Annotated in this window: 12 protein-coding genes; 4 read left to right on the top strand and 8 right to left on the bottom strand. The window is 67.5% G+C overall.

Going from position 1 to position 12,737, the window contains the following annotated elements; genetic code table 11:
- Positions 1-165: 165 nt before the first annotated feature.
- The 3 genes from L1892_RS12385 to L1892_RS12375 all read right to left on the bottom strand — a co-directional run bounded on the left by L1892_RS12385 (position 166) and on the right by L1892_RS12375 (position 2,957).
- Entirely contained in the window at positions 166-1,473 is a 1,308-nt protein-coding gene (locus L1892_RS12385) for a SatS C-terminal domain-containing protein (protein WP_235723886.1), read from the bottom strand.
- A 198-nt stretch (positions 1,474-1,671) separates the two neighbouring features.
- A complete protein-coding gene (locus L1892_RS12380) occupies positions 1,672-2,604 on the bottom strand; it encodes a C40 family peptidase (RefSeq protein ID WP_235723885.1) in 933 nt (310 codons plus the stop codon).
- The gene (locus tag L1892_RS12375; protein WP_235723884.1) at positions 2,604-2,957 is read right to left on the bottom strand and encodes a type VII secretion target; all 354 of its coding nucleotides are present in this window, start codon (positions 2,955-2,957) and stop codon (positions 2,604-2,606) included. The genes L1892_RS12380 and L1892_RS12375 overlap by 1 nt, the downstream gene beginning before the upstream one ends.
- Before the next feature lie 69 nt (positions 2,958-3,026).
- On the opposite strand from L1892_RS12375, the gene upp reads away from it, so the two are divergent.
- Entirely contained in the window at positions 3,027-3,650 is a 624-nt protein-coding gene (gene upp, locus L1892_RS12370) for a uracil phosphoribosyltransferase (RefSeq protein WP_235723883.1), read from the top strand.
- Positions 3,651-3,758: 108 nt separating this feature from the next.
- Here the strand turns inward: upp and L1892_RS12365 are convergent, their stop codons facing one another.
- Genes L1892_RS12365 through L1892_RS12355 form a run of 3 tightly spaced genes read right to left on the bottom strand, consistent with a single transcriptional unit; the run spans position 3,759 to position 7,069 of the window.
- Positions 3,759-4,550: an ABC transporter ATP-binding protein gene (locus L1892_RS12365; protein WP_235723904.1), complete on the bottom strand. Its 792-nt coding sequence runs from the start codon at positions 4,548-4,550 to the stop codon at positions 3,759-3,761.
- 29 nt (positions 4,551-4,579) lie between these two features.
- Entirely contained in the window at positions 4,580-6,259 is a 1,680-nt protein-coding gene (locus tag L1892_RS12360) for a phospho-sugar mutase (RefSeq protein WP_235723882.1), read from the bottom strand.
- Between the two features lie 6 nt (positions 6,260-6,265).
- Complete coding sequence (locus tag L1892_RS12355; protein WP_235723881.1) at positions 6,266-7,069, bottom strand: purine-nucleoside phosphorylase; 804 nt, start codon at positions 7,067-7,069, stop codon at positions 6,266-6,268.
- Between the two features lie 36 nt (positions 7,070-7,105).
- On the opposite strand from L1892_RS12355, the gene L1892_RS12350 reads away from it, so the two are divergent.
- Together L1892_RS12350 and L1892_RS12345 are read left to right on the top strand one after the other, a co-directional pair.
- The gene (locus L1892_RS12350; RefSeq protein WP_235723880.1) at positions 7,106-7,804 is read left to right on the top strand and encodes an enoyl-CoA hydratase/isomerase family protein; all 699 of its coding nucleotides are present in this window, start codon (positions 7,106-7,108) and stop codon (positions 7,802-7,804) included.
- A gap of 10 nt (positions 7,805-7,814) precedes the next feature.
- On the top strand, positions 7,815-9,008 hold the full coding sequence (locus L1892_RS12345; protein WP_235723879.1) for an amidohydrolase: 1,194 nt from the start codon (positions 7,815-7,817) through the stop codon (positions 9,006-9,008).
- Positions 9,009-9,019: 11 nt separating this feature from the next.
- Here L1892_RS12345 and L1892_RS12340 read toward each other — a convergent pair whose 3' ends face one another.
- Positions 9,020-9,496, bottom strand: coding sequence for a gamma-glutamylcyclotransferase family protein (locus L1892_RS12340; RefSeq protein ID WP_235723878.1), 477 nt, complete (start codon positions 9,494-9,496; stop codon positions 9,020-9,022).
- Between the two features lie 216 nt (positions 9,497-9,712).
- Between L1892_RS12340 and L1892_RS12335 the strand changes: the two genes are divergently transcribed.
- On the top strand, positions 9,713-11,116 hold the full coding sequence (locus L1892_RS12335) for an NAD(P)H-quinone dehydrogenase (RefSeq protein WP_235723877.1): 1,404 nt from the start codon (positions 9,713-9,715) through the stop codon (positions 11,114-11,116).
- 63 nt (positions 11,117-11,179) lie between these two features.
- On the opposite strand, the gene glpK is transcribed toward L1892_RS12335, so the two are convergent.
- A complete protein-coding gene (gene glpK / locus L1892_RS12330; protein ID WP_266062012.1) occupies positions 11,180-12,688 on the bottom strand; it encodes a glycerol kinase GlpK in 1,509 nt (502 codons plus the stop codon).
- Between the last annotated feature and the right edge of the window lie 49 nt (positions 12,689-12,737).

The following is a 12,737-nucleotide window of genomic DNA, read 5'->3' as shown; positions in this document are numbered from 1 at the left end:
CACGACTCAATCGACTACCGTGAGACACGACATCCTCCTTGATGTGATTTGGGATACCAAGCCCCTCGACCACATCAGGAGGATGTCTCGGCTCTCACACCTTTCAAGGAATTACTAGGAGACCCGGAGCGCTAGCGCTAGCGGAGGGTCGTCACGAAGGGTCGCTCAGCCCTTCTTGACCAGACGGCCCTCGAAGTCGTGCACCAGGGCGCGCCATGCCTCCGACTCGTTCTCGAACGGGGGGCTCGGCGCCATCCGCTTGGGATCCGGGTTGATGGCGTAGTCCACGAACCATCCCAGCGGGGTGGTCGATCCGAGGGCTTCGCTCACCGAGTCGTCGTCGGCGTAGTCGGCCGCGTCGGAGAGCAACTCCACTGCGAGGTCGAGTTGGTTGCGGTCCATCCGGCGCGGTCCGTCGGCGATGTCGTCGGCGAGACCGGGCAGCACGTAGACGTTGTCGTCGATGACGTCGAACTCCAGCGACCCGTCAGTGGCTCCAGTGCGCACATCCTCGAACGTCGACAGGTCAGCGAGGTCGTGATCATCGGAGTCCGCGAGGAATCGGCTCAGCGAACGCGGCGAGGTGAAGACGAAAATCTTGCCGTTCGCCCCGAGGAAGACCGGGTCATCGCCGAGATAGCAACGCAGCGAGAGATATTCGTCGGCGTCGGTGACGATCCGGATCGGGTCGATGCCGACGCCTGCCCAGAAGTCGTCGTCGATCTCATCGTCGCTGTCGACCTCGTCGTCGGCATTCTCGGCACTGTCGTCGTCGGACTCGTCGCTGTCGTCGGACTCGACGGTGTCGTCGCCGTTGGTGCTCTCGACGAGATCCAGGTCATCATCGTCGGGTTCGTCTTCGTCCTCGGCGGACGCGGCAGCTTCGAGTTCGGCTTCGGCGGTCTCGACCGCGGACCGGTCGACCTTCGGGGTCGTGATGACATCGTCGATGGCGTCGATGACGTCGTCCCAATGCTTGGCGATGAGCCGACCGATGCGAACCCACAGATCCACGCCTTCGCGACCCTCGAAGTTGCGGGTTCCAGTGGTCACCGCACCCAGGATCGGGTTGCCGTTGAAGAACTTGGTGATGATGGTGAGTTCGCAGACCTCGCCGAGGATGCGAACGATCTCGAGCGCATCCTCCAGCTCCGCGATGACCTCGGGATTGGGATCCTCGGCAGCCAGTTCCGGCACACCGACGAGGTCGTAGCTGTGTCGGTCGTCGGGAACGAGTTCGTCGGCCTGCAGGCCCGCGACGGTCTCCCACGCCGGGTGGTCGACGAGGTCGTTGTCGTCGTCGGTGCGGATGAAGGCGGCCAGTTCGGCGACACCGGGGAATCCGTAGAGGTCCTCGTCGAGTCCGAGGAAGGCCTCCCACTCGTCGTCACCCTCGCGCCACCGGGGTGCCCAGAGGGTGAAACTGTTTCCGTCGGTGAGTCCGAGCTCGATGGGGACAATGTCTCCGGCCATGAGGACACAGCGTACTGATCGGACCTGTGAACTCCGGTAGCGGCCCCGCGACGGTCCGGTGAACGGCCGGAGCGCGAGCGGTCGCCGGGCCGGGGTCGTCGAGGTGGTCAGTGCGCGAGGTCCGGCCACCCGGGCTTCCGCCCGGCCGACCACGGTCGAGTGGGCGCCGTTTCGTATCGAGTGGGCGTAGGAGCCAGATCAGCGTGGACGGAAGAAGCCCTGGAAACCCTGGCCGGCGTTCGTCGTGCGTAGCGGCGACGTCTGGACGGGGTCTCCGGCCTCGACAAGTTGGTTGTTGCCCACGTACATCGCCACATGGCCGTCCCAGACGGCCAGGTCACCGGGTTGCAGTTCGGACTGGCCGACCGCGACACCGGCCATGTCCTGATCTTGGGCGAGGCGGGGGAGTTCGACGCCGGCCTGCCGATAGGCCCACTGGGTGAAACCGCTGCAGTCGAAACCGTCCGGTGTGGTGCCACCCCAGACATAGGGGACACCGCGTTGACTCAATGCGGCGCGCACCGCCTTCGCTGCTCGTTCGTTCGGGGCGTGCGCAATCGATCCGTCCGGCAATCGGATGGCCACCCCGGTGCCGTCGTTGCCGGACGGCGACGGCACCGAAGCCGGGGCCTCGGTCCGACCGATCGCCATCATCCGGTCAGTGTCGGATCGGAGGTCGGACTGGGTGCGCGCGACGATCTGCATGCCGCGCTGGACGTGGTCGAGTGCCACCGGCAGGATCATCGCGATGCCCTGTGGACTGAACAGCGCGGGTCCGAGCGCCGCGGCCAGCGACTGGAAGGAGTCGATCAACGCATTCAGCTGATCGGCGGCAACCTTCACCTTCGCGCCGGCCTGCTCGATGAGCTCGGCGATCTCGGCGCTGTCATCAGTGGTCTCGATCATCGTTCGATGTGTCCGATGAGCCGCGTCGACGGCACCGTCGGCGCCCGTGCCCAACCAATCGGTGGCGACCCGGTTGGTGGCCGCGACCGATTCCCGGCGCGTGTGGTCGAGTGACCCCACCGAACTGCGCAGCCGATCAGCCGGGTTGTCGGGCGGCAGGATGCCGGTGCCGAGGGCGGTGATCATGATGCGTAGCGGCTCGATGATGATCTCGATGGTCAGCATCAGAGATACAGCCCCTCCGTGTGATTCCCGATGTCCCGCGGCTTGTCGGTGGGTGGCCGCGACAACCAATGGCCGGCTCGAGCGTCGGCGTCGAGGTAGACGGTCGCGGCGCTGTCGGTGATGTCGCCCTGATCGCCGTGACGCGTTGCCAACGTGTCGAGGCGACGCGCGCGGGTGTCGAGTGTGTAGGCGGCCGCGACCAGGAAATCGGCGCCGATGACGCCGAACGTGTCGGTGAGGTCGCCCACCTCGCCTCGCTGGGCGTTCGCGTGCGCTCGCACCACGTCGGCCGCGGTGTGCTGGTCTCGGGCGTAGTCGGCCAACGAGGGGGTATGGACGGAGACATCGGTCATGTTTGTTGGACGCACGGATACCGCTTTCGGTTCCACCCGAGTCCCGGACACACCATTAAGGTGATCGTCATGCAGGTACAGATCGTCGACCATCCATTGGCGGCCGCTCGACTGACCACGATGCGCGACAAGACCACCGACAACGCGGCGTTCCGCGGAGCGTTGTCGGACCTGACCCAGATGCTGGTGTACGAGGCGCTGGCGGGGGCACCGAGCGTGACGGTACCCATCGAGACGCCGCTGACCGCCCACGAAGGATCGCGGCTGGCGACTCCTCCGCTGCTGGTACCGGTGTTGCGCGCCGGTCTCGGCATGGTGGAGCAGGCACACGCGATGGTGCCCGAGGCGCACGTCGGTTTCGTCGGGGTGGCGCGCGACGAGACCACCGCGCAACCGGTGCCGTATCTGGAATCACTGCCCGGCGACCTGTCGGGATTGCCGGTGTTCGTGCTCGATCCGATGCTGGCGACCGGCGGTTCGATGCTGCACACGATCGAGCTCTTGGTGGCGCGCCATGCCACCGATATCACCGCGGTGTGCGTGGTGGCGGCGCCAGAGGGGGTTGCCGCGCTGGAGAAATCCGGTCACCCGGTGCGTCTGGTGGTCGCTGCCGTCGACGACGGCCTCAACGACGTCGCCTACATCGTGCCCGGCCTCGGCGATGCCGGGGACCGCCAATTCGGGCCACGCTGACACCGGTCGACTGAGCGGTCCCGCGCGAACTGATCGGCGGGAGTGAGGTGAACGTTAGGAATTCCGCGACGTTCACCGCACACGGCAGTGCCCGAGCGCCGTGTCGGCTCAGGCGGCGACCGCCGCCCATCGCCCGGCCGCACGCCGCACCACCACATCATGCTCGAAACAAGTGCTGATCGTCGTCGAGGTCAGGGCCTCATCGACCGCTCCGGCGGCGATCACCTGGCCATCGCGCAGCAACATCGCGTGACTTGTGCTGGCCGGTAGATCTTCGAGGTGATGGGTGACCAGCACACTGGCCAGGCCGGGTACCTCGGAGCGGAGCTGGTCGATACCGGTCAGCAGCTTCTCGCGCGCCGCAAGATCCAGGCCGGTCGCAGGTTCGTCGAGCAGCAGCAACGCCGGGCGCGGCATCAGTGCCCGCGCGATGAGGGTCCGGCCCCGTTCGCCCTGACTCATCACCGGCCACAGCGATTCGCGGCGGGTGGTCATGCCCAGCAGCTCGAGAAGCTCGTCGGCGTGACGGTGCTCGTCGACGGTGTAGTCGTGCCGACGGTCGAGCTCGGGGGTGTTGGTCAGGCCGGTGAGCACCACCTCGTGGGCCGTGAGCGGTACGTCGATGCGCCAGCGCGGATCCACATGGCCGATGTGGGTGCGCAGTTGACGCATGTCCACCCGTCCCAACCGCCGACCCAGTACGTCGACGGTGCCGGCGGTGGGGTGGCCGCGGGCGCCGAGGATCGTCATCAGCGTCGACTTACCGGCCCCGTTCGGGCCGAGCAATGCCCAGTGCTCGCCATGCGCCACGCGCAGACTCACGTCGTGCAGCAGGGGGCGGCCCCCGCGGATCACATCGATGTTCGCGGCGTCGAGTAGTGGTTCGGGGGAGGACACCAGCCCACCGTAGCCAGGCGATCGATCCCGACTCAGCGCGGGAGGTCGGCGATGACGTCAACGGCGAGCGCATGCAACCGCGCGGATGTCGCGGCCACGTCGGACTCGCGCGGCTCGGCAACCAGTTCGAGGTAGTACTTGAGTTTGGGTTCGGTCCCGGAAGGCCGCACCATCACGCGTACTGAGGTCTCGGGATCGTTTGCGGCACCGGACAGTTCGACGGCATTGGTGTTTAGGTGATCCTGTCGGGTGGCGTAGTCGACGCTCGTGACGCTGATCCCGGCGAGGGTCGTCGGGGGATGTGTGCGCAGCCCCGCCATGATGTCGGCGATCCGGTCGAGGTCGGTGACCCGGATCGAGTGCTGGGTGGTCACATGAACTCCGTGTTCGACGAACAGTTCATGCAGCGCTGTCGCGAGATCGGAACCGGCGCTGACCCGTTCGTGGGTGAGTAGTGCCGCGACCACCGATGCGCTGATCCCGTCCTTGTCGCGCACGGCGACTGGATCGACACAGTGGCCGATGGCCTCCTCGTACGCGTAGAGCAGCGGTTCACCTGCGCGGACGAGCCATTTGAAGCCGGTGAGGGTCCTCGCGTACCGGGCGCCGGTAGCCTCGGCCACGGCCTGCAACAGTGACCCGGACACGATCGTGCCCGCCACGACGGGTGCGTCGAGATCGGTGGCCGCGAGCAGATGCCTGCCCAGCAGGGCGCCGGTTTCGTCGCCGGTGAGCATCCGCCAGCTGCCGCCGATACGAGCGCCGAGCGCGCATCGGTCGGCGTCGGGGTCCAACGCGATGGCGAGGTCGGCGTCGACGTCGGCGGCGAGTGCCAGGAGCCGATCGGAGGCCCCGGGTTCCTCGGGGTTGGGAAAACGCACGGTGGGGAAGTCGGGATCGGGTGCGAACTGCTCGGGCACCACCTCGACGTCGGTGAACCCGGCCCGGCGCAGAGCGGTGAGCGCCAGCGCGCCGCCCACACCGTGCATGGCCGTCAGCGCGATCCGAACCGGCGACCGTGGTACCCGTCCGAAGCGGTTCGTCAGCCGGGTCAGATACCGCTCGGTGTTGGCGGCCGCCCACGGATCATCGGCGGACACAGTCGTCCGGGGCACGGTGTTGGCCGGCGCGGCCGTCGCGATCAGCCGCTCGATCTGCGTGTCGTCTGGCGGGATCAGCTGGGCGCCACCGGACACGAAGACCTTGTACCCGTTGTCGGCCGGCGGATTGTGTGAGGCGGTCACCGCGATCGCCGCGGACGCACCGAGATCCCGGCAGCAGAACGCGATGAGTGGAGTGGGGGTGGTCCCCGGTAGCCGCACCACATCGAATCCCTGCGCCGCGAGCACCTCGGCGCAGGCATCTGCGAAGTCGGCCGACCCGTGGCGGGCATCGCGGCCCACCACTACCCTCGACCCGGCGTGCCCGCCGTCGATGAGCCAGCGTCCGAGCGCGACGGTCGTCCGCACGATTACTGCGACGTTCATCCCGGATGGCCCGGCCCGGACCGGTCCACGCAAGCCGGCGGTGCCGAAATGCAATGTGTGGGAGAACCGCTCGGTCAACTCGGCGGGTGTCAGCGCACGCAGCTCGGCGCGGGTGCGCGGATCGGGGTCGGCGGCGATCCAGGCCTGCGGATCTGATGTCGGCGGATCGGACGCCGCCTGTGGATCGGACACCCCTTGCGAATCCTGTGGATCAGGTACAGACATGGCGTGTCAGAGTTCGGCGATGATCGACGCCAGTAGCTCGCCCATCCGGGTCGCCGAGGCACGCCCCACCTCGAGTACCTCGGTGTGGCTGAGCGGTTCACCGGTGATGCCGGCAGCGAGGTTGGTCACCAGCGACATGCCCAGCACCTGCAGGCCCGCGGCACGCGCGGCGATCGTCTCGTGCACAGTGGACATCCCGACGAGATCGGCGCCCAGGGTGCGCAGCATCCGGATCTCGGCGGGCGTCTCGTAATGCGGACCGGGTAGCCCTGCATAGACACCGTCGGACAGTGACGGGTCGGTGCGTCGGGCGATCTCCCGCAATCGCGGCGCGTAGGCATCCACCAGGTCCACGAACTGCGCGCCCCGCATCGGAGACCGAGCGGTGAGATTGAGGTGATCGGCGATGAGGATCGGCTGACCGACCTTCATGTCGTCGCGTAGTCCGCCAGCCGCGTTGGTCAAGACGATGGTGTGCGCGCCTGCCGCTGCGGCGGTGCGCACGGGGTGGACCACGCGGGCCAGGTCGTGCCCCTCGTAGGCATGAATTCGGCCGAGCAGGATCAGCACGCGACGATCACCCACACGCACAGAGTGAACCGTTCCGCCGTGCCCCGCGGCCCGCGGTGCGCTGAAACCGGGAATGGACGCCATCGGCACGCTCGCGATGGGGCGGCCGAAGGCGTCGGCGGCCGGGGCCCAGCCGGAACCGAGGACCACCGCCACGTCGTGGGCGGCGCAATCGGTCTCGGCGGCGATGGTCGCGGCCGCGGCGATTGCGGCCGCGTCGGCGTCGGCTGTGGGGTCCATGGCCCCAACCCTAGTGCCCGACGATAAAGTCCCTACATGCCGTTTCTCAGTTCTGTAGGCGATGTCACCGAGCTCTATCTGGGCACCGAAGGGGTCGAGCTCGACGAGTCGAACCCGGAGAACCGGTTCCGTCTCGACTGGCTGACGACGGTCGAGAACGCGCTCGCCGAGGTCGCCGCGGAACCGACCCGGCCGCTGATCATCACGGCCACCGGCAAGTACTTCACCAACGGACTCGACACCGACCACATCCTGGCCGAGCCCAAGGCGTTGCCCGACTACCTCGACCGCGTGCACGCGCTGTTCAGCACACTTCTCACGTTGCCGGTGCCGACCGTCGCCGCGATCAACGGTCACGCCTTCGGTGCCGGGGCGATGTTCGCCCTGTGCGCCGACCACCGTCTGATGCGCACCGAACGCGGGTTCTGGTCACTGCCCGAGGTCGCGCTGGGGATGCCGTTCCCGTTGGGGATGAGTTCGTTGCTGCGTACCCGCCTCGCCGATCCGGTGGCCACCGAGGCGATGCTGACCGCGCGGCGCTACTCGGGCGAACAGGCACGTGCCGGTGGCATCGTCGAGGAAGCCGTCGACATCGACTCCCTGCTCGCCCGGGCGCGGGAGGTGGCTGCCGAGCGTGCACCGTTGGCGGGCCCCAATCTCGGTGAGGTCAAACGCAACCTGCGTCAGCCACTGATCGCTGACCTGCAGATCGCGTATCCGCGGAGGGCACTGTGAGGTTCTCGCGATGGCCGTGAGCGAACGCGGAATCCGGCCGGCGGCGCCACGCGACGTCATCGACGCCTGGTGGGCCGCGCACCGCGACGACGTGGTGCGGTGGCGCCGGGAGATCCACGCCCACCCGGAGTTGTCCCGCCAGGAGGTCAACACCACCGAACTGGTGATGGCCGAGTTGACCGCGGCGGGTCTGACCCCGCGTCGACTACCGCTGGGCACCGGCGTGGTCTGCGACATCGGCGGGGACGAGATGCCGCGGGTCGCGCTGCGCGCGGACATGGACGCGCTGCCGATCACCGAGCACACCGGTCTGGCCTTCAGTTCCACCGTGGAGGGTGTGTGCCACGCCTGCGGACATGACGCCCACACGGCGATCCTGATCGGCGTCGCCAAGTTGTTGGCGACGGTCGACGACCTGCCGGTCGGTGTCCGACTGATCTTCCAGGCGGCCGAGGAGGTCATGCCCGGAGGTGCGCTCGACGCGGTGGCGGCCGGAGTGATGACCGGCGTGGGACGGATCTTCGCGCTGCACTGCGATCCGAAACTACCGGTCGGTTCGGTGGGGCTGCGGGCGGGCGCCCTCACCTCGGCGGCCGATCACATCGATCTGCAGCTGCATTCGGCCGGTGGGCACACCTCGCGGCCCCATCTGACGGGCGACCTCGTCTATGCGATGGGGACGGTGATCACCGGGCTACCCGGAATCCTGTCGCGGCGCCTGGATCCGCGGTCGGGCACCGTGATGGTGTGGGGTGCGGCGAATGCGGGCACTGCACCCAACGCCATCCCGCAGGAGGGGCGGCTGCTGGGTACGGTCCGGACCGGTGACCACGAGAGCTGGGCGCTGCTCGAACCACTGGTGCGCAGCGTGATCGGCGAGCTGCTGGCGCCGCTGGGGGTCCGCTACGACCTGTCCTATTTCCGAGGTGTGCCGCCTGTGGTGAACGACGAACAAGCGATCGCCGCGATGCGGGCCGCGGTGGCGCAGATCGGCCCCAACGCGGTCGCCGACACCCCACAGTCACCCGGCGGGGAGGACTTCTCCTGGTACCTCGAACACGTACCGGGCGCGATGGGGCGGCTCGGTGTGTGGGATGGGATCAGCCCGCGTGTCGATCTGCACCAGCCCAATTTCGACCTCGACGAGCGTGCGCTGGAGATCGGGGTCCGCACGTTGGCGGGAATCGCGCTCGGCGACGTGTGATTCCGGGGGCCTCAGGGTTCCAGCGGACCCGGGCCCACGTTGCGTGACTCGCGTAGTCGGAGGTCCTGTACATAGTCGGCCGGAGCGCCGGCGATCTCGGCGGCCTCGGCCATCACCCCGAGGTATCGGGCCGACGGCAGGCCACCCTCGTAGGCGTCGAGGACGTAGAGCCAGGCCAGCACCGGGCCGTCGGCGGTGTCCACCCGCACCCGGATCTTGACGTGGATGCCCAGCTCCGAGCCTTCCCAGCGGTCGAGGTTCTCCTCGTCCTCCGGGGTGACGTCGTAGAGCACGATGAAAACCCTGGCATCGGGATCGTCGCGATCCTCGGTGACCGTTGCCAGCGAACCCTCCCAGCCGATGTCTCCGCCTCCGAAGGTCAGGCGCCAACCGTGTAGCCATCCGGTCCCCGCCATCGGGGAGTGCGGTGCTCGCTCGGCCATCTGCTCGGGGTGCATATTGGAGCCGTAGGCTGCGTAGATGGGCATTTAGGTCTCTGACCTGCACTTTCTCCGCGTGGCGGACGCGTGGGCGATCCGCGCGATCATTGAAAACGTCTCAACTCCCGATTGATCGTATTACGCAGGCGGACCCGATACGTCCGCGAGATGTGACGTGTGCCCGGATGGCGCGGGCGCGGTGGGCGGACCGCGGGCACCGGGGACTAGGTTGGTAGGCGGTACGGCGGCGAACAGGAGTGACTTGTGACCAAGATCGTGATCATCGGCGGCGGACCCGCGGGCTACGAGGCCGCGTTGGCGGCGGCCGCGTACGGTGCCGACATCACGGTGATCGATTCCGACGGTGTCGGCGGCGCGTGTGTGCTCTGGGATTGCGTTCCGTCGAAGACGTTCATCGCCTCGACGGGCATCCGAACCGAGGTGCGCCGTGCGGTCGATCTGGGGATCAACCTGAGCACCGACGATGCGTTGGTGACGCTGCCGCAGATCCATCAACGGGTGCGTGATCTCGCCTTTGCCCAATCCGCCGACATCCGGTCCCGGCTGATCAGCGAGGGGGTGAAGCTGGTGTCGGCGCGGGCAGCGCTGGAGGAACGTCAGATCGGGGTCTCCACCCATGGTGTCGTGGCGACGCTGCCCGACGGTTCGACCGAACGCTACGAGGGCGACGTGGTGCTGGTGGCGACCGGTGCCTCGCCGCGCATCCTGCCCGACGCCCAGCCGGACGGTGAGCGCATCCTGACCTGGCGTCAGCTCTACGATCTCGAACAGCTACCCGAACATCTCGTCGTGATCGGGTCGGGTGTGACCGGTGCCGAGTTCGTGCACGCCTACACCGAATTAGGCGTCAGGGTGACCCTGGTGTCCAGTCGTGACCGCGTGCTGCCCGGGGAGGACGAGGATGCGGCCCTCGTGCTGGAGGACGCGCTGGCCGAACGCGGGGTCGAACTGATCAAGCATGCCCGCGCCGACAAGGTGGAACGCAACGGCGATTCGGTGACCGCGCACCTCGCGGACGGCCGGACGGTGACCGGGTCACATGTGTTGATGACGGTCGGTTCCATCCCCAACACCACCGAGTTGGGACTCGACCGGGCCGGGGTAGAGGTCGATCGGGGCGGCTACATCACCGTCGACCGGGTCTCGCGCACGTCGGTCCCGGGTATCTACGCGGCCGGTGACTGCACGGGTCTGCTGCCGCTGGCGTCGGTGGCCGCGATGCAGGGGCGGATCGCCATGTACCACTCACTGGGCGAGGGCGTGAGTCCCATCAAACTCAAAACGGTTGCATCGGCGATCTTCACGCGTCCCGAGATCGCCACCGTCGGGGTCTCGCAGCAGGCCATCGACAACGGTGACTACCCGGCCCGGACCGTGATGCTGCCGTTGGCGACCAATCCGCGCGCCAAGATGAGCGGGCTGCGGCGCGGTTTCGTGAAGATCTTCTGTCGGCCGGCGACCGGTGTGGTGATCGGAGGCGTGGTGGTAGCGCCCACCGCCTCCGAACTGATCCTGCCGCTGGCGCTGGCAGTGCAGAATAAGCTCACGGTGTCCGACCTCGCGCAGACCTTCTCGGTGTATCCGTCGCTGACCGGTTCGGTCACCGAGGCCGCACGCCAACTCGTGCGTCACGACGATCTCGACTGACCTCCGCGATCTTGTAGTACGAACGGGCGAAAAACGATACGTTCGTACTACGAAACCGGGGGTTCAGGCCAGGTCGAGACTGTGCTCGACGGCGCGGTTCCAGCCGGCGTAGAGCTCGTCGCGGGTGGCCGCCGGCATCCGCGGCTCCCAGCGGGTGTGCTCGGCCCAGTTCTCGCGGATCTCGTCCTCGGACTCCCAGTAACCCACTGCGAGACCGGCGGCATATGCGGCGCCGAGCGCGGTCGTCTCGTTGACCACCGGCCGAACCACGGGGACATCGAGGATGTCTGCCTGGAACTGCATCAGCAGGTCATTGACGACCATGCCGCCGTCAACTTTCAGTGTCGACAACTCCACACCCGAATCGGCCTGCATCGCCTCGATCACCTCGCGGGTCTGGAAGGCGCTGGCCTCCAAGGCGGCTCGAGCGAGATGGCCCTTGTTCACGAACCTCGTCAGGCCGACGATGACCCCGCGCGCATCCGGCCGCCAGCGGGGTGCGAACAGCCCGGAGAACGCGGGCACAAAGTAGGCGCCGCCGTTGTCGTCGACGCCGGCTGCGAGCGTCTCGATGTCGGCGGCGTCAGCGAACAGGCCCAGGTTGTCGCGCAGCCACTGCACCAGTGATCCGGTTACCGCGATGGAGCCCTCGAGTGCGTAGCGGGCCTGTTGATCGCCGATTCGGTAGCACACGGTGGTCAGCAATCCGTGATCACTGAAGACGGGTTCGGTGCCGGTGTTGAGCAGCAGGAAGTTGCCGGTGCCGTAGGTGTTCTTGGCCTCGCCCGGACTCAGACAGGCCTGGCCGAAGGTGGCGGCCTGTTGATCGCCGAGGATCCCGGCCAGTGGCACGCCGGGCAGCGAGCCGTGTTCGCGCAGCGGGCCGTAGACCTCTGAGGAACTGCGGATCTCGGGCAGCAGTGCGGTCGGCACACCCATCTCGGCACAGATCTGCTCATCCCATTGCAGGGAGCGCAGATCCATCAGCATCGTGCGTGACGCATTGGTGACATCAGTGATGTGCAGTCCGCCGTCGCGGCCGCCGGTCATATTCCACGCGGTCCACGAATCCATTGTGCCGAAGCACAGTTCACCCGCCTCGGCACGATGACGAGCGCCCTCGACGTGGTCGAGTAGCCAGCGGATCTTGGGACCGGCGAAATAGGTGGACAACGGCAGTCCGGTCCGATCCCGGTAGCGGTCGGTCCCGACGTCACCGGCGAGATCGTCGCACAGGTCGTTGGTGCGGGTGTCCTGCCAGACGATCGCATTGTGGATCGGCACGCCGGTCTCGCGGTCCCAGATGAGCGTGGTCTCACGTTGGTTGGTGACCCCGCAGGTGGCGATGTCGCCGTGCTTGAGGTCGGCCGAGGCGAGTGCGGCGGCCATCACCCGCCGGGTGTTGCGCCAGATCTCGGCGGCGTCGTGCTCCACCCAGCCGGCCTGCGGAAATATCTGCTGGTGCTCGATCTGCTCGCTGCTGACGACGCGTCCGCTGCGATCGAAGATCATCGCACGGGTGGACGTGGTGCCCTGGTCGACGGCGGCGACATATGTGTTTGCGCTAGCCACGCGGCCAGTGTCGCACGCGGTGGCATTCGAGGAGATCAATTAGGCTGGG

This window comes from Gordonia tangerina (genome assembly GCF_021556435.1).
GTDB classification, from domain to species: Bacteria; Actinomycetota; Actinomycetes; order Mycobacteriales; family Mycobacteriaceae; genus Gordonia; species Gordonia tangerina.
The sequence above is the reverse complement of the archived record's forward strand: the minus strand, read 5'-3'. Positions and strand labels throughout refer to the sequence as shown.

Bases quoted from the DNA above. Each gene is read 5' to 3' on its own strand.
- L1892_RS12360 (WP_235723882.1), bottom strand. From the start codon at position 6,259: ATGTCTGTACCTGATCCACAGGATTCGCAAGGGGTGTCCGATCCACAG.
- L1892_RS12340 (WP_235723878.1), bottom strand. From the start codon at position 9,496: ATGCCCATCTACGCAGCCTACGGCTCCAATATGCACCCCGAGCAGATG.
- L1892_RS12385 (WP_235723886.1), bottom strand. From the start codon at position 1,473: ATGGCCGGAGACATTGTCCCCATCGAGCTCGGACTCACCGACGGAAAC.
- L1892_RS12350 (WP_235723880.1), top strand. From the start codon at position 7,106: ATGCCGTTTCTCAGTTCTGTAGGCGATGTCACCGAGCTCTATCTGGGC.
- L1892_RS12375 (WP_235723884.1), bottom strand. From the start codon at position 2,957: ATGACCGATGTCTCCGTCCATACCCCCTCGTTGGCCGACTACGCCCGA.
- L1892_RS12380 (WP_235723885.1), bottom strand. From the start codon at position 2,604: ATGCTGACCATCGAGATCATCATCGAGCCGCTACGCATCATGATCACC.
- L1892_RS12345 (WP_235723879.1), top strand. From the start codon at position 7,815: ATGGCCGTGAGCGAACGCGGAATCCGGCCGGCGGCGCCACGCGACGTC.
- L1892_RS12355 (WP_235723881.1), bottom strand. From the start codon at position 7,069: ATGGACCCCACAGCCGACGCCGACGCGGCCGCAATCGCCGCGGCCGCG.
- upp (WP_235723883.1), top strand. From the start codon at position 3,027: ATGCAGGTACAGATCGTCGACCATCCATTGGCGGCCGCTCGACTGACC.